The organism is Luteibacter rhizovicinus DSM 16549 (assembly GCF_001887595.1).
In the GTDB taxonomy this organism is placed as follows: Bacteria; Pseudomonadota; Gammaproteobacteria; order Xanthomonadales; family Rhodanobacteraceae; genus Luteibacter; species Luteibacter rhizovicinus.
On record NZ_CP017480.1, the window covers coordinates 3,311,832 to 3,330,194 of the forward strand.

General features: G+C 62.8%; 19 protein-coding genes and 1 tRNA gene. 10 read left to right on the forward strand and 10 right to left on the reverse strand.

The window, feature by feature from the left end; genetic code table 11:
• Positions 1-146 precede the first annotated feature (146 nt).
• Complete coding sequence (locus BJI69_RS15190) at positions 147-713, reverse strand: cysteine hydrolase family protein (protein WP_046967142.1); 567 nt, start codon at positions 711-713, stop codon at positions 147-149.
• A gap of 218 nt (positions 714-931) precedes the next feature.
• Here BJI69_RS15190 and BJI69_RS15195 point away from each other — a divergent pair, with 218 nt between their 5' ends.
• Entirely contained in the window at positions 932-1,564 is a 633-nt protein-coding gene (locus BJI69_RS15195) for a Rossmann-fold NAD(P)-binding domain-containing protein (protein ID WP_211258477.1), read from the forward strand.
• On the opposite strand, the gene BJI69_RS15200 is transcribed toward BJI69_RS15195, so the two are convergent.
• Both BJI69_RS15200 and BJI69_RS15205 read right to left on the reverse strand, forming a co-directional pair.
• Complete coding sequence (locus tag BJI69_RS15200; protein WP_211258478.1) at positions 1,561-2,163, reverse strand: pentapeptide repeat-containing protein; 603 nt, start codon at positions 2,161-2,163, stop codon at positions 1,561-1,563. The two genes, BJI69_RS15195 and BJI69_RS15200, sit on opposite strands and share 4 nt — an antisense overlap.
• Before the next feature lie 21 nt (positions 2,164-2,184).
• Entirely contained in the window at positions 2,185-2,730 is a 546-nt protein-coding gene (locus BJI69_RS15205; RefSeq protein ID WP_046967144.1) for a CbrC family protein, read from the reverse strand.
• 159 nt (positions 2,731-2,889) lie between these two features.
• Here BJI69_RS15205 and BJI69_RS15210 point away from each other — a divergent pair, with 159 nt between their 5' ends.
• The 4 genes from BJI69_RS15210 to BJI69_RS22755 all read left to right on the forward strand — a co-directional run bounded on the left by BJI69_RS15210 (position 2,890) and on the right by BJI69_RS22755 (position 6,594).
• Positions 2,890-3,573 carry an aspartate/glutamate racemase family protein gene (locus BJI69_RS15210; RefSeq protein WP_244465244.1) on the forward strand — a complete coding sequence of 228 codons (684 nt, stop codon included), beginning with the start codon at positions 2,890-2,892 and terminating at the stop codon, positions 3,571-3,573.
• A complete protein-coding gene (locus BJI69_RS15215) occupies positions 3,566-4,207 on the forward strand; it encodes a dihydrofolate reductase family protein (RefSeq protein WP_046967146.1) in 642 nt (213 codons plus the stop codon). Before BJI69_RS15210 ends, BJI69_RS15215 begins: the two co-directional genes overlap by 8 nt.
• Before the next feature lie 144 nt (positions 4,208-4,351).
• Positions 4,352-5,815, forward strand: a complete 1,464-nt coding sequence (locus BJI69_RS15220; protein ID WP_219811401.1) for a DUF1254 domain-containing protein — start codon at positions 4,352-4,354, stop codon at positions 5,813-5,815.
• Between the two features lie 470 nt (positions 5,816-6,285).
• Entirely contained in the window at positions 6,286-6,594 is a 309-nt protein-coding gene (locus tag BJI69_RS22755) for a toxin-antitoxin system YwqK family antitoxin (protein WP_046967148.1), read from the forward strand.
• 80 nt (positions 6,595-6,674) lie between these two features.
• Here BJI69_RS22755 and BJI69_RS15235 read toward each other — a convergent pair.
• A tRNA-Leu gene (locus tag BJI69_RS15235) sits at positions 6,675-6,759 on the reverse strand.
• Positions 6,760-6,879: 120 nt separating this feature from the next.
• Here BJI69_RS15235 and rnr point away from each other — a divergent pair.
• From rnr to sugE, 4 genes are all read left to right on the forward strand, one after another.
• On the forward strand, positions 6,880-9,693 hold the full coding sequence (rnr, locus tag BJI69_RS15240) for a ribonuclease R (RefSeq protein ID WP_052767108.1): 2,814 nt from the start codon (positions 6,880-6,882) through the stop codon (positions 9,691-9,693).
• The gene (gene rlmB, locus BJI69_RS15245) at positions 9,690-10,436 is read left to right on the forward strand and encodes a 23S rRNA (guanosine(2251)-2'-O)-methyltransferase RlmB (RefSeq protein ID WP_046967149.1); all 747 of its coding nucleotides are present in this window, start codon (positions 9,690-9,692) and stop codon (positions 10,434-10,436) included. Before rnr ends, rlmB begins: the two co-directional genes overlap by 4 nt.
• Complete coding sequence (locus BJI69_RS15250) at positions 10,433-10,717, forward strand: CBU_0592 family membrane protein (RefSeq protein ID WP_046967150.1); 285 nt, start codon at positions 10,433-10,435, stop codon at positions 10,715-10,717. The genes rlmB and BJI69_RS15250 overlap by 4 nt, the downstream gene beginning before the upstream one ends.
• A gap of 135 nt (positions 10,718-10,852) precedes the next feature.
• Positions 10,853-11,167 (forward strand): quaternary ammonium compound efflux SMR transporter SugE, encoded by a 315-nt coding sequence (sugE, locus tag BJI69_RS15255; protein ID WP_046967151.1) that lies wholly within the window; start codon positions 10,853-10,855, stop codon positions 11,165-11,167.
• Between the two features lie 144 nt (positions 11,168-11,311).
• Here the strand turns inward: sugE and phoU are convergent, their stop codons facing one another.
• The 6 genes from phoU to rnt all read right to left on the reverse strand — a co-directional run bounded on the left by phoU (position 11,312) and on the right by rnt (position 16,700).
• Positions 11,312-12,019 carry a phosphate signaling complex protein PhoU gene (phoU, locus tag BJI69_RS15260; protein WP_046967152.1) on the reverse strand — a complete coding sequence of 236 codons (708 nt, stop codon included), beginning with the start codon at positions 12,017-12,019 and terminating at the stop codon, positions 11,312-11,314.
• A 20-nt stretch (positions 12,020-12,039) separates the two neighbouring features.
• A complete protein-coding gene (gene pstB / locus BJI69_RS15265) occupies positions 12,040-12,864 on the reverse strand; it encodes a phosphate ABC transporter ATP-binding protein PstB (RefSeq protein ID WP_046967153.1) in 825 nt (274 codons plus the stop codon).
• A 1-nt stretch (position 12,865) separates the two neighbouring features.
• Positions 12,866-13,735, reverse strand: coding sequence for a phosphate ABC transporter permease PstA (gene pstA / locus BJI69_RS15270; protein WP_046967154.1), 870 nt, complete (start codon positions 13,733-13,735; stop codon positions 12,866-12,868).
• Positions 13,735-14,766 carry a phosphate ABC transporter permease subunit PstC gene (gene pstC, locus BJI69_RS15275; RefSeq protein WP_046967155.1) on the reverse strand — a complete coding sequence of 344 codons (1,032 nt, stop codon included), beginning with the start codon at positions 14,764-14,766 and terminating at the stop codon, positions 13,735-13,737. Before pstC ends, pstA begins: the two co-directional genes overlap by 1 nt.
• A 111-nt stretch (positions 14,767-14,877) precedes the next feature.
• Positions 14,878-15,840, reverse strand: a complete 963-nt coding sequence (pstS, locus tag BJI69_RS15280; RefSeq protein ID WP_244465245.1) for a phosphate ABC transporter substrate-binding protein PstS — start codon at positions 15,838-15,840, stop codon at positions 14,878-14,880.
• 200 nt (positions 15,841-16,040) lie between these two features.
• On the reverse strand, positions 16,041-16,700 hold the full coding sequence (gene rnt / locus BJI69_RS15285; RefSeq protein WP_046967157.1) for a ribonuclease T: 660 nt from the start codon (positions 16,698-16,700) through the stop codon (positions 16,041-16,043).
• A 209-nt stretch (positions 16,701-16,909) separates the two neighbouring features.
• On the opposite strand from rnt, the gene BJI69_RS15290 reads away from it, so the two are divergent.
• Complete coding sequence (locus BJI69_RS15290; protein WP_046967158.1) at positions 16,910-18,298, forward strand: hypothetical protein; 1,389 nt, start codon at positions 16,910-16,912, stop codon at positions 18,296-18,298.
• Positions 18,299-18,363 lie beyond the last annotated feature (65 nt).

Below are 18,363 nucleotides of genomic sequence, written 5' to 3' on the forward strand. Positions count from 1 at the left end.
CCGAAGAAGGCACCGGCACGCCAAAGAGCCAATCGATGGGAAAAGCGGGCGGTCATCCTAAGTACCTCGCGTTAACTGGGGCGATGGTACCCGTGCTGCGTCTGTACATCCAATCACGCGGCTGCCGACGGGTTCCAGCTGTTCCGCTATCGCGCACTATCGCCCGAAAGCCATTCGCGAATCTGTTCGTTCGCCATGCCACGCCCCAGCTTTCCATCCATGTATCGCCACGATACATCGTGGTGTTCCCGATCCAGCGAGTCGATGCAGTCCTTCGCCAGAATGATGTCGTAGTCTCTCTGATAGGCGTCCACTACCGTGGTTCGCACGCACGAGTGCGTATTGACGCCGGCAACGATCAATCGGTCGCAGCTTAACTGCGATAGCAGGTCATCGAGGGTAGTGCCGAAGAACGCGCTGTAGCGTTTCTTCAGGATGAAGTGATCCGTGGTCTCGATGTCGAGTTCGGGAAGGAGATCGGCGCCAGGAGTTCCGGCGATGACCACCTTGATCTGGCCGCGTCGCACCTCCAGCGAGGCATCGCTGAGGTCAGCCGCAAATTCCTGTCGCACCCAGACGACGGGGACGGCGGCGTCCCGGGCCATCGCGGTGAGGGCATTGGTATGACCTGCGAGGGCCGGCCGGAGCAGGGACAGCCGCTGGTGCCCGAAGAAGTCGGCCTGCATGTCGATGAGAAGGGCAACGGTCGTCACGATCGCACCTCGGCTTCGGGTGGGTCACGCTGACCAATGTACCGCGTTGAGCAGGGCACCATCATGACGGTTTGCATGGCCAGTCATTCCTCAGCCTTCGCAAGTTCTGATGGCTGGCGCATTCCCGCGTAGGATGGGGCATCCACTACCGGGCGGGCCCTTACATGTCATTTCGTGTCCTGATCATTGGCGGAACCGGGCAGGTTGGCGCCGCCGTCGTGCGCGCCCTGGCTGCTGAACCGTCGTGCGTTGAGATCGTGATGGTCAACCGCAGGGCGATTTCCCCCGCTCCAGGCCCTCGCGTGCGACAAGTCGTGCTTGATACGAAGGCGGCCCGGTTTCAGGTCGACGTAACTCGGCTAGCCGAGGAAATGATGGCGCAGGGCGATCCGGTCTACGCGGCATCCTGCGTGGGTGTGGGGTCGGGGAGCATGAAGTGGAGCGAGGAAGAGCTGAAGGCCCTCGAGATTGGCGTCGTGGGCGGATTTGCCCGAGGTTGTCATGACGCGGGTATTGCTCACTTCGCTTTGCTATCGGCCGTAGGAAGCACGCCGAAAAGTCGGTTTCGCTATGTGCGCGTCATGGGGTTGAAGGAGCAGGCCATCGAAGCGGTGGGTTTTCGGCGTCTCGCTATCTTTCGTCCTGGCATCATCGCTGGCAATGTCCACACGCCGGGTTACGTAGCGTGGCTGGGACGCTTGATTCCCGGCCGGTTTGGCTCGGTCGAGCAGGACGACATCGGGCGCGCATTCGTTGCCGAGTTCGTCCACCACCCGGCGGGGAGCGGGGTCGTGCATCTCGAGAACGACGCGATGAGGCAAGCGTCGAAAGGCCTTCCACCAGGCGGCTAATCGACCAGTTCGATACCCAGGCCATACAGAAGCCCGGCGGCCTCAGTGCGTGTGAAGCGCGCACCCTTGACCTGGTTCTCCCGGATATCCATCACGTAGTGGGTCGCTTCGCTGAAGTCCGCGCCTTGCAGCCTCGTGCCGCCGAACAGACTTTCGGCAAAGTCCGAGTAGGTGAAGTTCGAGCGGGAAAAATCACCCTGCCGGAAGTCAACGTTGCGGGCCTTGCACTCCTCCAGCACAAGCTCCTGCAGGTTCAGGCCGAAGAACGATGTGTAGTTGACGATCGACTTGCGGAAGGCGAGTTTCGCCGGTGCCGCGTATCGCGGCCAGTCCGCGCGCGTCCAGTCGACGCCGATGACCTTGCACTCGTCGAATGCCACCGACTGAAACTTGCTGGCGTTGAGCTTCACATTGCTCAGGTCACACGAGCGGAACGTGCATTCGATGAACTTGCAGTGGTCGAACTCGGCGTCGCTGAAGCTGCACTGGGTGAACGTGCACTCTTCGAACGTTTTCCCGGCGATCGTCCCTTCCGCGAGGTCGAGGCCCTGGAAGGTCTTGAGGTAGAACTCGTTCTCTTCACCGATCATGTCGCTCATGCGCAGATTATGTCCGTGGCTTTAGTCGCAGTCCTGATAGCCGCCAAGCGTGCCGCAATGCCGACAGCGAAAGAGGTAGGCAGTCGGTGATCCGTCTTTGTGCAGATCGCGATAGAAGCGCTCCCAGTCGGTTCCCTCAAGGCCGGTATTTTCTCTTATGGCCCTGATCGCGTCATCACCTATGGCTTTGAGTTCTTTGTGGCCCTGACGCCCTAGATACATTGCGGCATCGTTGCAGTGCGTCCACCATTGTTCCTGCTGCCACCCGGAGAACCCGGGCGTGCGATGGGCGATCTCGCTGATCACGTCTTTCGGCACATGATCCCATGCCCCATACCCTCCAATCCCCGACTCATCGGCGAAGGTGGCGCCAAACCTGGCATGGGCTGTCCCGTCCGAGATGCACCAGGGACACAGGCTGTTCTGGTACTCCTCGATAGCGTAGACGGGGCCGGTGTAGATGAATCCGCGTATTTGTTCGCAGCACTCGCAACGAATGTCCGATGCAGTGATGCTCCCGGTGGCGAGGGCGTCTGGGTGATAGCGAAAGTGTGGAAGCGTGTTCAAAGGGTTTCACTCAAGGCAAGCGGATATAGCGTCGGTCGACTTATGCTGCGTCCCAGCATTCGGATTAGCCTGGGGAGGAATGGTCGGAAGTGTACTTGCGCTGCTACGCTTTGCCATCCAGCGGCCAGGGCGAGGACGGCTCCGTTGAAAACGATCGGGATGCTCGGCGGCATGTCCGCCACCTCCACGCAAATCTATTACCGTGAACTGTGTCGGCTCACGAGCGAGCGTCTCGGCGGTCTGCATTCGCCGGAGCTGCTCATTCGTTCGCTGGACTTCGCGGGCATCGAGGCCCTTCAGGCCGAAGGAAACTGGGATAAGGCTGGCGACATCCTCAACGCCGAGGCAATGGCCCTGCAGCGCGGAGGCGCCGATTTTCTGATCCTGGCGACGAATACGATGCATAAGCTGGCGGACAGGATGATGCGGGGTCTGTCGCTTCCGTTGCTGCATATTGCCGATGCCACGGCGGCGGTCGTGCGAGGAGAAGGCTTGCGTCGGCCGGGGCTCATCGCCACCGCGTTCACCATGGAGCAGTCCTTCTATCTGGACCGCCTGTCGGCAGCAGGTCTCGATCCTATCGTCCCCGAAGCCGCCGATCGTGCCGATGCGCACCGGATCATCTACGAGGAGCTTTGCCGCGGTGTCGCCACGCCCGAGAGTAAGACTCGGTTCGTCGCCATCGCTGCGCGGCTTGTGGAGCGGGGTGCGGACGCCATGATCCTGGGCTGCACCGAGGTTGGCATGCTACTCGACGAGGGCAATGTGTCCGTGCCGGTGTTCGACACGACGCTGATTCATTGCGAAGCGGCTTTGGATTTCGCTGGAGTTACCCATGACTAAAGTCAAAGTTGCCGGTTTCGGTGTCTCGCTGGATGGCTTCGCCGCAGGCATCGACCAGAGTTTGGATAACCCGCTTGGTGTACGAGGCCCGGAGCTTTTCCAGTGGTTCTTCCCGACGCAGTCGTTTCGCCAGATGCAGGGGAAAGAGGGTGGTGAAACCGGGCCGGATGATGAGTTCGCCAGACGTGCCATGGCTGGCTTCGGTGCCTTCATCCTCGGTCGCAACATGTTCGGTCCCGTGCGTGGTGAATGGCCGGACGATCAATGGAAGGGTTGGTGGGGCGACAATCCGCCTTATCACGCGCCGACGTTCATCTTGACGCACTACCCGCGGCCTCCCATCGAGATGGAAGGCGGAACCACGTTTTACTTCGTCACGGATGGCATCGAGGTCGCGCTGCAAAAAGCGCGCGAGGCCGCCGGCGGCAAGGACATCAAGATCGGCGGCGGTGCCGAGACGGTCAGGCACTATATCCGGGCCGGCCACGTGGACGAAATCCACCTCGCTGTCGCTCCCGTCGTCCTTGGCGAAGGTGAGTCGCTCTTCAGTGGGCTGGATCTGCGGGCACTTGGATATCGGACCGTCGAGCATGTTCCGACTGCACGAGCCACGCACATCGTCCTCGCGAAATGACCTCGGCTATGTCGACAAGTGCCTGATTTTTATAGGTGGATCGACGACGCGACAGTTGGGGCTACGTAACTCTACGTAGTCCCGGCTCGTAAGCTTGCGCTGTTGGCGCATCCCATACCGGCACAGGCTCGGTGCCGGTTGCCGTTGTCCGGCAGGGAGCGCGAAATGACCCGAACATTATCGAGAGCAACGTTCTTGGCGGTGTTCCTGGCGGCATCGCTCGGCTTGCCTCGCCCGGCGCTTGCCGTCCCCGAGGCGGCGGCCGATGCGGTGACGGAGGCCGCGCGACGTGTCCTCGAAGCACGCGCTGCGGAGGCGGTCATCTGGGGCATGCCCGTCGTCAACTACGATCTGATGTATCAGGCGGCACTTCGACACGGCGCGCTGGCGAACCAGATCGTCTACTGGTCGCGTCCACCGAATGCGAAGAACCAGACGCTGACGCCTAACCCCGACACGATCTACCTGATGCCGTTCATCAGCACCAAGGATGTCGGCCCCGTCGTCGTCGAGATTCCGCCCGCGGACCACGGCGTGATCAACGGCAGCATCATGGACTGCTGGCAGACAGCCCTTGTGGATGTCGGACCTGCGGGTGTCGACAAAGGAAAGGGAGGCAAATACCTCGTACTGCCGCCTGACTACAAAGGCGAGATCCCCGAGGGTTATATCCCGCTCCCTTCTGGAAATCCGAGCAACTACGCGCTTCTTCGCTCGGTGTTGAAGAGCGGAAGTAAGGCCGACATCGCCAAGGCCGTGGCGTACGCCAAGCGGATCAAGGTGTATCCGCTGTCCCAGGCGGCGCATCCGGCAGCGACGATCTTTGTCGACGTGAACGATGAACTCTTTGACTCATCGATTCCTTACGACATGCGTTTCTTCCAGTCGCTGGATCGCATGATTCAGAGCGAACCATGGCTCACGCGCGACAAGGTGATGATCGACCTGTTGAAGAGCATCGGGATCGAGAAGGGTCGGGCTTTCTTGCCCGATCAGGCAACGCAGGCCGCCTTGAGCGCTGGTATCGCGACAGCACACGCGTGGCTTGAGGCCCGCTATGAGGCGGGGTTTGTTCCGGCGTATTTCGACGGGACGCACTGGTCGCTTCCCGTCTCACCCGAGTTCATGAAAGGCATCATGAGCAACTACGCCGCACCCGACAGTTACCCGGTGGATAGTCGTGGAACCGCGTACTCCTTCGCATTCTTCAGCGCCAAGCACCTGGGTCAAGGCCAGTTCTACCTGATCGCGATCCATGACCGCGACGGCCACGCATTGAACGGAAACCAGACCTATCGCCTGACCGTTCCCGCGGGTGTACCGGTCTCTCAGTACTGGTCGGTCACTGCCTACAATCGCGATACACATACCTTGATCCGCGAGATGCCATGGGCGAGTCGCTCGTCGTTGAATCCGGGGCTCAAGAAGAATGCGGATGGCTCGGTCGATATCGTCTTCGGGCCGAAAGCGCCGAAAGAGGGTAAAGCGAACTGGGTGCCGACGGATCCGAAGGGGCAGTTCGAGGCGATGTTCCGGTTCTATGGGCCGGAGAAGGCGCTGAGCGAGAAGACCTGGCATCTGCCTGATATTCAAGCGGGCGTGCAGTAGATCGCCCGCAAAGCCCCGCAACTCTACCCATGACTGCTGGTGTGTGGACGGTGATCTGTCCTCCGCGGGATAGTCATCCGTGAGTCTGCCTACGGGGTCACCAGATCCCGAGGTCGTGCGTCAAGACAACCAACAGCGCGCCTCCGACCAGCACAACAATCGGCCAGTAGTCTCTGAGGGCCTTGGGCCATCCTTCTTCCGCGACGGTCGTTCCGAAGCCGAATAGGTGCCACACGACCATGAGGAACATGAAGGCCATGACGGAGTACGTGCAGGACCACGTGTCACACCTGCTGCCACGGAGCAGGGCGCAGGTTCCATACGTCAACAGCATCCGTGAGCACCCTCCAGGCGAACTGACCCGCAAGATACCGAAAATCCTCCCGGCATGTATTCCCAATCGCAGGGTTGTGCGTTTCAGCCCTTACGAGGGTTTCGAATCGGTAAGGTTCTGCAATGACGGAGTGCGCGTGGAAGACCTGAATATCGCGGAGATCCTGTCAGAGAGCGGCCGCGTGCGTTTCCGTTATGCGCGCTACCTGTCGGCGGACGGGACCGAATGGATTCGCCACGGCCGCTTCGAGGCCTACCACGTGACTGGCACGCTCTCGTCGGAAGGCACCTTCGTCCACGGGGTCGAGCAGGGTGAGTGGCGCGACTACCACCCGAACGGGCAACTCGCCGCGCAGGGTATCTACGAAAACGGCGAAGCTGTCGGCGATTGGCAGTTCCACGATCAGAACGGCGTCGTCCTGGACGATGGTGAAACGCCGTCGTAGCGCCAAACGTGCGCCCCATGCGTCTTTCTGAACCCCGGAAACAACAAAGCCCCGCATCGCTGCGGGGCTTCGTCTATAATTGGTGCCCAAGAGAGGACTCGAACCTCCACGGTTTTACCCGCTAGTACCTGAAACTAGTGCGTCTACCAATTCCGCCACCTGGGCAGGTGTCACTGAGCATCGCTGCCCCGTGAGCCGCGTAGATTAGGTAGGTCCGGGAAACTTGTCAACGATTTTGCACACAGGATGTGAAACTATTTCGCATCCACCTTCAAAGGTCCTTACGTGACGAAGAAAAACTCAGGTTCGGGAGCCGATCGCGGCCCCCGTAAACCCAAGGCCAGCCGCCCCGGCAAGGCGCTGGACAAGTATCGTGATCGCCCGGCAGCCGCCGTGATCGATCCCCATGCCGACCGGGAGGCTGCGCTCTACGATCAGCCGATCCCCAGCCGCGAGGCCATCCTGGCGCTGCTCGACGACCGCGGCGAACTCCTCTCGGAAGAGAGCATCGCCCACGCGCTGCGCCTGTTCACCGATTACGAGATCAATGCCCTGGGCAAGCGCCTGGGCGCGATGGTCCGTGACGGGCAGCTCCTGCGGAACCGCAAGGGCGACTACGCCCCGGCGCAGAAGCTCAGCCTGATCCCGGGCCGTGTTATCGCCAATGCCGAAGGCTACGGCTTCCTCCGTCCCGACGAGAGTGGCGAGGAAGATCTCTACCTCTCGCCCGCGCAGATGCGCAGCGTGCTGCACGGTGACCGCGTGCTGGCCAGCGTGGTCGGTATCGACCGCCGCGGCCGTCGCCAGGGTGCGATCGTCGAGGTGCTCGAGCGCCGTTCGCCGCGCCTGGTCGGCCGTGTGGTCATTGAAAACGGCGTGACCCTGGTCGAGCCGGACGACCGCCGCCTGCACCAGAACATCATGATTCCCGCAGGCCGCGAGTCCGGGGCCAATTCCGGTGAGATCGTGGTCGTCGAGATCACCGACCCGCCGACCCCGCACCGGGGCCCGATGGGCACGATCCGCGCCGTCCTCGGCCAGCGCCTGCAGCCGTCCCTGGTCGTCGAGATGGCGATCGCCAGCCACGACCTCCCGCACGAGTTCCCGCAGCAGGTGGTTCGCCAGACCGAGGAAGTCGAGCCGAAGGTCACCTCCGAGGAGCGCAAGGGTCGTGTCGACGTTCGCAAGCTGCCGCTGGTCACCATCGACGGCGACGACGCCCGCGACTTCGACGATGCCGTCTATGCCGAGCCTTTGAAGGACGGCGGTTTCCGCCTTGTCGTGGCCATCGCCGACGTCTCGCATTACGTGCCAGTCGGCACGCCGCTGGACGTCGAAGGCTACAACCGCAGCACGTCCACGTACTTCCCCGGCTTCGTCGTACCCATGCTGCCGGAGACGCTGTCGAACGGTATCTGCTCGCTCATGCCCAAGGTGGAACGCCTGTGCATGGTCTGCGACATGGAGATCGACGAGGAAGGCGACGTCACGCGCTCGAAGTTCTACGACGCGGTGATGTTCTCGCACGCACGTCTCACCTATAACAAGGTGTGGCAGGCCGTCGGCGAGCGCAACGCCGATGTGCGCCAGGAAATCTCCGACGTGCTTCCGCACATCGAGTCCCTGCATCGCCTCTACAAGGTGATGGCCAAGGCGCGCAAGCGTCGCGGTGCGATCGATTTCGAAACGCCGGAAGTGAAGTTCCGCATCGGCCCGGCAGGCGATGTCGAATCGATGGGCGCCTCCGACCGCAACGACGCGCACAAGATGATCGAGGAATGCATGATCGCCGCGAACGTGCAGGCGGCGCGCTACCTCACCAAGCGCAAGATTCCCGCGTTGTATCGCGTGCATGCACCGCCGCCGGCCGAGAAGTACGAAGACCTCCTGCGTTTCCTCAAGGAGTTCAAGCTGAAGATGCCGCCGGCGGACGAAGTCACGCCTGCGGATTTCTCGGCCCTGCTCAAGCGCGTGCACGATCGCCCCGAAGCCGAGCTCATCCAGTCGGTGCTGCTGCGTTCGCAGAGCATGGCGATCTACCACCCGGAGAACCAGGGCCACTTCGGCCTGGCGCTGGATGCGTATGCGCACTTCACCTCGCCGATCCGTCGCTATCCCGACCTGCTCGTGCATCGCGCCATTCGTTATGCGCTGAGCAAGGGCAAGCCGGCCGACTACGTCTACAGCGACACGCAGATGGCGGCCATGGCCGTGCATTGTTCGCAGCGTGAGCGTCGTGCCGAAGAGGCCGAGCGCGATGTGGACGAGCGCTTCAAGTGCGCCTGGATGGAGAAGCATGTTGGCGAGGAATTCGCCGGTACCATCACGGGCGTGACCTCGTTCGGTCTGTTCGTCGAGCTCGCGGCGTCGCGCGTATCCGGTCTCGTGCACGTGTCGCAGCTGCCGAATGACTACTACAAGTTCGATCCCATTCGTCATCTGCTTAGCGGCGAGCGCACGGGTTCCACGTATCGTCTCGGCGACTACGTGAGTGTGCAGGTGCTTCGCGCCAGCCTGGAAGATCGCAAGATCGACTTCCGTCTGGTCGCGCGCCTGGCCCAGTTGCCGAAGCCCGCGCCGAAGGTCGCGGTAGCCGCGCCGGTCGCCGAGAGCTCGGGCATGGCCAAGGCGGGCAAGGCCATCGGCCGCGCCGCGAAGAAGGCGATGGACAGCATCTTCGGCAAGAAGAAGACCAAGGCTGCGGTTGCGGTCGAGGCGCCTGCGGCGCATCATCCGGCCCCCGCGCCGGCATCGCGACGTCGCACGGCCGAGCCGGCCGCGAGCGAGCCGTCGCCGTCCCGGTCACCGCGTCGTCGTTCCGCAGCGCAGGCACCGGTACACGAGCAGCCCGCCCGGGGCGAGCGCCCGGCACGTTCCGAGCGCCCGGCACGTTCCGAGCGCCCGGCACGTGGTGAGCAGCCGGCACGTGGTGAGCAGTCAGCCGGAAGGTCGACTGCCAGGAAGACCGCGACGAAAAAAACCGCCGTGACGAAGACGACGACCCGGCAGGCGCCGGTCGCGACGTCGGAAACACCGGCACCGGCCAAGAAATCGGCACGGCGTCGGTCGCGTAAACCCAGGAGCAAGCCAGAAGCATGAGTGAGTCGTGGATCGTAGGAATCAATCCGGTCGAGGGCGCCCTCGCCAACGACCCGGATCGTGTCCGTGAAGTTCTGATCGAACAGAACTCGAAGAATGCGCGCGTGGTCGAGATCGCCGCGCTGGCGCGCAAGCTCGGCATCATCCTGAAACCGGTGAGCAAGGAGCAGCTCGAGAAGCTCGGTGGCGAAGCACGTCACCAGGGCGTTATCGCGCTATACGACACCCCGCCGTTGCGTGACGAGAGTCATTTGCCGGCGCTTCTCGACGCAGCGGGTGGCAACGCCTTCGTGCTGGTGCTCGACGGCGTGACCGATCCGCACAACCTGGGCGCCTGCCTGCGTAGTGCGGCGGCGGCAAACGTCACCGCGGTCGTGGTGCCGAAGGACCGTGCGGTCGGTATCACGCCGACCGTTCGTCGCGCCTCGGCCGGCGGGGCCGACCTGATCCCCTTGATTGCCGTGACCAACCTGGCTCGTGCCCTGCGCATGCTCAAGGATGCCGGCGTGTGGATTACGGGGTTGGACGGCGACACCGACAAGTCGATCTACGACATGGACCTGAAGGGGCCCATCGCACTGGTCATGGGTAGCGAGGGTGACGGTATGCGTCGTCTCACGCGCGACACCTGCGACTTCGTGGCGAAGATCCCGATGCCCGGCGGCATGGAGAGCCTGAATGTCTCCGTCGCCACCGGCGTGGTTCTGTTCGAAGCCCTGAGGCAGCGAGGAGCAAAACGATGAGCAGCATGATGTGGCATGACTGGGCCGGCCTGGTCGGCGTGGCACTGGTGTTGGTCGCGTTCTTCCTGCTCCAGGCCCACAAGCTCTCGGGGCAGGGCTATACCTACCAGGTGATGAACCTGGTCGGCGCCTTCGGCATCCTGCTTTCGTTGATCTTCGGCATGTTCAACCTGCCGGCGTTCCTGCAGGAAATGGCCTGGTTCCTGATCAGCGTCTACGGCATCGTCCGCGGCGTGAAGGCACGCAAGGCGGCGGTGATCACCCCGGATAGCCTGCCCTGATCGTCGGGTCAGCGAGGGGTTACACACCCTCGGTATAATGGGTGCAGATCGGCGCAAGGCCGGTCTGCCCCTGGGGACGACCCCAGGGCGCGCAGCAACTCCGCGGGGACGACCCCGCTTCTGCGGAGCCACACCATGTATTGGTTCGTGCTTGTTCTGGCGGGTCTTTTCGAGATCGCCTGGGCCGTTGGCCTGAAATACACCGAGGGCTTTACCAAGCTCATTCCCAGCGTGCTTACCGGCACCGCCATGGTGATAAGCATCGTGCTGCTGGCGTATGCGACGAAAAAGTTGCCCTTGGGTACCGCTTATGCGGTGTGGACCGGTATCGGCGCGGTCGGCGCGGTGACTCTCGGGATCATCCTGTTTGGGGAGTCCGCGCAGCCGTTGCGGCTGCTTTGCGTCGGGTTGATCGTGGTGGGGATTCTTGGGTTGAAGCTGACGGCTTGAGGCGTTGGCGCGGAGAGCATCGCCGATAAATCGGCTCCCACATAGAGCACGCCGTCGCCGGCTTTCGCTTTCTGTGGGAGCCGATTCAGCGGCGAAGGGTGCTCGCGAAACCGCCAGGTACCGCGACACCCCTCACCGGCAAAATCAAAACTCCGGATTGGCCGTCGTATCTTTCTTGACCCGCGGTGCCACCAGCGGCTCGCCGTTCACCACGAACCAGACGTTCTCCGCGATGTTCGTCGCGTGATCGCCGATGCGCTCGATGTTCTTCGCCATGAACAACAGGTGCGTGCACGGCGTGATGTTGCGCGGATCTTCCATCATGTAGGTGAGCAGGGCGCGGAACACCAGGGTGTATTCCTCGTCCAGGCGCGCATCGGCTTTCCAGACTTCGTAAGCGGCTTCGGCATCCTGCTCGTCGTACGCCTTGAGCACGTCGCGCAGCTCCTGGATGGCGAGCTCGGCGAGATTGGCCAGGCCGCCGACGACAGCGATGGGCGCCACGCGGCTGAGCGGAATCGACCGCTTGGCCACGTTCGCGGCGTAGTCGCCGATACGCTCGATGTCCGCGGCAATGCGCAGCGCGGCGAACACGTTGCGCAGGTCGCCGGCGATCGGTGCGCGCAGGGCGAGCAGGCGAACGACGTCCTGGCTGATTTCCTGTTCGAGCGCGTCGATCGCGTCGTCATTGTCGACGACGCGCTGGGCAGCGCGCTCGTCACGGCGTTCGACCACGTCGATGGCGGCTTCGAGCTGGGCGACGGCGAGCTCGCCCATCTTGACGATCTCGCGCGTGAGGCGCTTCAGTTCGTCGTCGTAGCTCTTGATGATGTGCTGGTGCGGAGTGTTCATCGCGTGCCTCGGTAGGGGGCTTAGCCGAAACGGCCGGTAATGTAGTCTTCGGTCTGCTTTTTGTTCGGCTTGGTGAAGATCTTTTCGGTCCGGTCGAACTCGATCAGCTCACCCATGTACATGAAGGCGGTCATGTCCGAGCAGCGTGCAGCCTGCTGCATGTTATGGGTGACGATGACGATGGTGAACTGGCTTTTCAGCTCTTCCACCAGCTGTTCGATACGGCTCGTGGCGATCGGATCGAGCGCGGAGGTCGGTTCGTCGAGCAGCAGCACTTCCGGCTTCAGCGCGATACCGCGGGCGATGCACAGGCGCTGCTGCTGACCGCCGGAGAGGCCGAGTGCGCTCTGCTTGAGCTTGTCCTTCACTTCGTCCCACAGCGCGGCGCCGCGCAGGGCCTGTTCGACACGACCTTCCATGTCGGTGCGGTTGAGCTTCTCGTGGTGACGAATGCCATAGGCGACGTTCTCGAAGATGGTCATCGGGAACGGGACCGGCTTCTGGAACACCATGCCGACCTTGCTACGCAGGCGGTTGAGCGAGTACTTCGGGTCGAGGATATTTTCGCCGTCGAGCACGATCTCGCCGCTGGCGCGCAGGTTCGGATAGATCGCGTAGATGCGGTTGAAGATGCGCAGCAGGGTGGACTTGCCGCAGCCGGACGGCCCGATGATGGCGGTGACCTTCTTTTCCGGCACGTCCATCGCGATGCTCTTCAGCGCGTGGAATTCGCCGTAATGGAAGTTGAGGTCGCGCACGGTCATCTTCGCCGGTACCTGGCCGAGATCGACGCCCGATTCGTGCGGCGAGGTGCCGAAACCCGGCTTGGAGGCGACTTCGTTCATGTTAGTCATGGGACACCTTGGAGCGCGAGAATACAAAGCGGGCGATGAGGCTGAGTGCGAGCACGAACATGGTCAGGACGAAGGCGCCGGCCCAGGCGAGGGTGTTGATATCCGGGCTCGGGTCCTTCGTGTATTCGTAAATGACCTGGGGCAGGCTCGGCATCTTGTCGATCGGATTGAAGGTCATGAAGTTGTTGCCGAACGCCGTGAACAGCAGCGGCGCGGTTTCGCCGCTGATGCGGGCGAGAGCCAGCAGCACACCGGTGACGATACCCGAGCGCGCGGCGCGGATCAGGATCTGCACGGTGAGCTTCCACTGCGGCACGCCCAGGGACAGCGCGGCTTCCCGCAGCGTACCGGGTACCAGGCGGAGCATTTCGTCGGTGGTGCGGACGATGACGGGCAGGGCGATCAGGGCCAGCGCGATGCCGCCGGCGATGCCGGAGAACGTCACGTCGCCGTTGGTCAGCCACTTCGAGGGGAGCACGATGATCGTGTAGACGAACAGGCCCAGCACGATCGAGGGCGCGGACAGCAGGATGTCGTTGAGGAAGCGGATGGTCGGCCCGAGCTTCGAGCGGCGCGAATACTCAGCCAGCCAGGTACCCGCCATGACGCCGATCGGCGTGGCGATCAGGATGCCGAGCACGTTGAGGATCAGGCTGCCGACCATGGCGTTGGCCAGACCACCTTCTTCGCGATAGGCGGTGATTTTGGTGAACAGCGCGGGCTTGAGGCCGGCGATGCCCTGGCTCAGCGTTTCCCAGAGGATCCAGGCCAGGAAGAGCAGGCCGATGCAGGTCGCGGCGACGCTCAGGATCATCGCGGCGATGTTCTTGATGCGGCGCGTGGTGTAGAGCGAGGCGGACATCAGGAGCCTTCCTTCGAAGCCAGGCGGCGAAGCATGAGGCGGGCGATCATCAGCACGATGAAGGTCACCACGAAGAGGAGGAAGGCGATCGCCATCAGCGCCGACTTCTGCAGGCCTTCGGCCTCACCGAACTGGTTGGCGATGGTCGAGGCGATCGAGCTGCCGGTCTCGAGAATGGACGGGGTGAACTTGAACGTGTTGCCGAGTACGAAGGCCACCGCCATGGTCTCGCCGAGCGCGCGGCCCAGGCCAAGGAAGATGCCGCCGATCACCGCCGTGCGTGTGTAGGGCACGACGATGTCCCAGACCACTTCCCACGTGCTGGAACCCAGCGCATACGCGGATTCCTTCAGGCGGGTCGGCACGGTCTGGAAGACTTCGCGCATCACCGAGGAAATGAAGGGAATGATCATCACCGCGAGCACGAGGCCCGCCGTGAGCACGCCGGCGCCGAAGAACGGGTATTCGCTGGAGAAGAACTTCGCGATGAACGGCACGTGCGTGACCAGCCACGACACCTGGCCATCCGGCGGGTCCGCGCTAAAGTTATTCATCAGCCAGGGCTTGATCGTCGTGGCGACGAACGGCGCGAAGATGAAAAGGCCCCACATGCCGTAGATGATCGACGGGATGCCGGCGAGCAATTCGATGGCGGAGCTGACCGGACCGCGCAACCAGCTGGGTGCGATCTCGGTAAGGAAGAGGGCGATGCCGAAGCTGACCGGCACGGCGAAGATCAGGGCGATGAGCGCCGTGGTGACGGTACCCATGACGGGCACGAGCGCACCGTAACGATTGTTGCTCGGATCCCATTCGGAGCTGGTCAGGAAGCCCCAGCCGAACGTGGCGAACGCGTCCCGCCCCAGCCACAGGGTGGAGGCCGCGGCACCGATGAGAGACACCAGGACGAGCAGTGCGCAAGCCTTGAGCAGCCCTCCGAACAGGCGGTCGTTGCGCGTATCCCTCGCGTTGCGCGCCGCTTCCTCCGCACGCGCGGTGGTAGGAGCGTTGCTGCTGACGGTCGCATGCATGATGGGAACTTCCTGGGCCTATGCATAGTGTGGGTCGCCGCTCCCTCAGGGAGCGGCGACCCGGTTTCCTACTCTGGGCCGCTTATGTGTCAGCCGGCCTGTCGAGAAGGATCAGTTCTTGTACTCGGCAGCCCAGTAGGCTTCGATCTGCTTGACCAGCGTGTCCGGCAGGGCAACGTAGTCGAGCGAGGCGGCCTGCGACTGGCCGTTTTCCATGGACCACTTGAAGAAATCGAAGGCCACCTTGGTGTGCGAGGCGTTCTTGGACTTCTTGTACATGATGATCCAGGTCGTCGCCGTGATCGGCCAGGCCTGCTCACCCGGGGCATTGGTCATGATCAGGTTGAAGTCCTTGGCGTTCTTCCAGTCAGCCGTGGCAGCAGCGGCGGCAAACGTGGTGGCGCTCGGCTCGATCCACTTGCCAGCGGCGTTCTGCAGCTGGGTGTAGGCGATCGCGTTCTTCTTGGCGTAGGCGTATTCGACGTAACCGATCGAGCCCGGGATCTGGCGAACGTACTGCGAGACGCCTTCGTTACCCTTGCCGCCGACGCCGGCCGGCCATTCGACGGCCGTGCCGAACTTGACCTTGGATGCCCACTCCGGGCTGACCTTGGAGAGGTAGTTGGTGAAGTTGAACGAGGTGCCCGAACCGTCCGAACGATGCACGACGGTGACCTTCACGTCCGGAATCTTCACGCCCGGGTTCAGGGCTGCGATGCGCGGATCGCTCCAGCGGGCGATCTTGCCCAGGTAGATGTCGGCGAGGAGGGCGCCGTCCAGCTTCAGCTGGCCAGCGGCCACACCCTGCAGGTTGACGATGGGGACGATGCCGCCGACCACGGCCGGGAACTGGCCCAGGCCGAACTTGGCGAGGTCTTCGGCGCTCATCGGAGCGTCGGAGGCGCCGAAGTCGATGGTGCCTTCCTTGATCTGGGCGATACCTGCACCCGAACCGACGGACTGATAGTTCAGCTTATTGCCCGTCTTCTCGGCATACGTGGCCGACCACTTGGAAAGAACGGGGTAAACGAAGCTCGAGCCAGCGCCGGTGATGTCGGTGGCCTGAGCGGACATGCCGAACAGCGAAGCAGCGACCAACGCGGCGATGCGGAGTTTGCGTGTGAACACGGAGTAGTCCTCGGAAGAATGAGTGTCAGGCGAAGCCCGCCCGGGGCTGTATTCCAGCCCTGCCGTGTTGCAATGAGACGTACTGAATGTTTCAGCGGGATGACAGCCGCCTTTTTGCTGTCATATTCAGGAACTTACGAAACGTCTCAAACCGCGATCGGGGTGGTCTGGTCGCGCTCGAAGAGCTCCAGGCGGCGCCAGCGGTTCACGATTTCGCAGAACAGTTCGGCCGTGCGCTCGGCATCGTAGATGGCCGAATGGGCCTCGCGGGTGTCGAAGGCGAGCCCGGCGGCGAGCACGGCCTTGCTCAGCACGGTCTGACCGTAGGCCAGCCCGCCGAGGGTGGCGGTGTCGAAGCAACTGAAGGGGTGGAACGGGTTGCGCTTGTGGCCGACCCGTCGCACCGCCGCATTAAGGAAGGCGAGGTCGAACGCGGCGTTGTGCCCGACCAGGACGGCGCGCTGGCATTCGGCGACCTTCACCGCCTCGCGCACGGCATTGAAGATGTGGTCCAGCGCCTGACGCTCGGGCAGGGCGCCACGGAACGGGTGGTCCGGATCGATGCCGGTCACTTCCAGGGAGCGTGGGTCGATGTTGGCGCCCGGAAAGGGCTCCACGTTCGCCGCCACGGCCGGCTGGGGCACGAGGAGGCCCGAGGGCTCCATCTTGACCGCGACCACGGCGATTTCCAGGAGCGCGTCGCGTTCGGAGTCGAAACCGCCGGTTTCGACATCCACGATCACGGGAAGGAAGCCCCTGAACCGCCCGGCGATGGCTGTGGCGGTGCTGTTACTCGTCGTATCCATGCCGCAAAGGATATCAGCCCGGGGCCGACTGAGGCGCTCGCGTTAAGCGGATGTGCGCGTGTCGTCGTTCTGTAACAAAAAAGGCATGGAACGGTAAAGCCGGCGGCTCATCCTTCGCGCCGTTGGCCCCGCTTGAGCTTTTTCGGACAGAAAGATCTCAAGAGGGGGACAGGGGAAAACACTTAATCCATACCTAGCGGAGAAATCCCATGCGTTCCAAGTTGCTCACGGTGGCCATTGCTGCCGGTCTGGGCGTGACGAGTTTCTCGGCCCTCGCCGCGACTTCCAAGTCGCCGCAGCAGCCGACTCGCGTCACGATCGACGCCGCCACCCTTCAGCAGCTGCAGGCTCAGCTCGCCGCCCTGCAGGCCCAGGTCTCCGACCTCCAGGCCAAGCAGGAAGCCCAGGCTGACGCCCAGGTCGAAACGGCCAAGGCCGTCAACGACGTCCAGGTCGCCGCGACCAAGCCGACCGAAGACCTCTCGAAGAAGCTCGATGCGCTGAACAAGATCGTCGACAACACGAAGATCGGCGGCACGATGTTCTTCGACGCCACCAATCAGGACCACAAGGAAGCGACGGGCGTCAACAGCCCGATCAAGAAGGACGGCCACGGTTCGACGAATGGCACCGGCTTCGACGTCAAGCGCTTCTACCTGACGGTCGACCACAAGTTCAACGATATCTGGTCGGCCAACCTGACCACCGACTTCAGCTACCAGTCGTCGATCTCGTCGACCAGCCTGTTCGTGAAGAAGGCCTACGTGCAGGGCAAGTTCGATCCGCTCTTCACCGTCCGCTTCGGTGCGGCCGACATGCCCTGGATCCCGTTCGTCGAGAAGTGGTACGGCTACCGCTACGTCGAGAACACCATCACCGACCGTTCGTTCGAAGGTGGTCGTAGCGGTGGCACCGCAACCGCCGGCGGCGTTGGCGCGTTCGGCAACTCGTCCGACTGGGGTGTCCACGCTCTCGGCGCGACGACCGGCGACAACTCGGTCAACTACCAGGTGTCCGTGGTCAACGGTCGCGGCTACCGCAACCTGAGCCGCTCCAAGTCCGTCGATACCGAAGCCCGCTTCGGCTATTCGCCGATCGAACAGATGGTCATCGCCGTCGGCGGTTACTCCGGTAAGCGTGGCAACGAGACCGAAGGTGGTGCTCCGACCCGTACCGCGACCCGCGGCGATGCCCTCGTTGCCTGGCGCGACTCGACCTGGGGCGCTGGTGTGGAATATTTCCACTCCACGAACTGGGACGACATCCTGAAGTACGCCGGCACCGGTCCGGGCGTGGGCGCTGCGGCGGGCACGACCAAGGACAAGGCCGACGGTTACTCGGCATGGGCCGATTGGCACTTCTACGACCAGTGGGCTGTCTTCGCTCGTTACGACAACCTGGACTACAAGTACAACAACCTTCTCCAGGTCGAAGAGAAGATCAAGGACAAGTACTACAACGCCGGCGTCTCGTACGACGTGCTGAAGAATCTGAAGCTGGCCCTCGTCTACAAGCACAACAAGCTGGACGGCCCGGTCGCAACCCCGTACCACTACAAGACGAACGAAGTGGGTTTCTGGGGCATGCTGACCTTCTAACGAGCATCGGAACGGAGTTCTCCTCAAGGACGAATAAACGGCGGGCGCAAGCCCGCCGTTTTCTT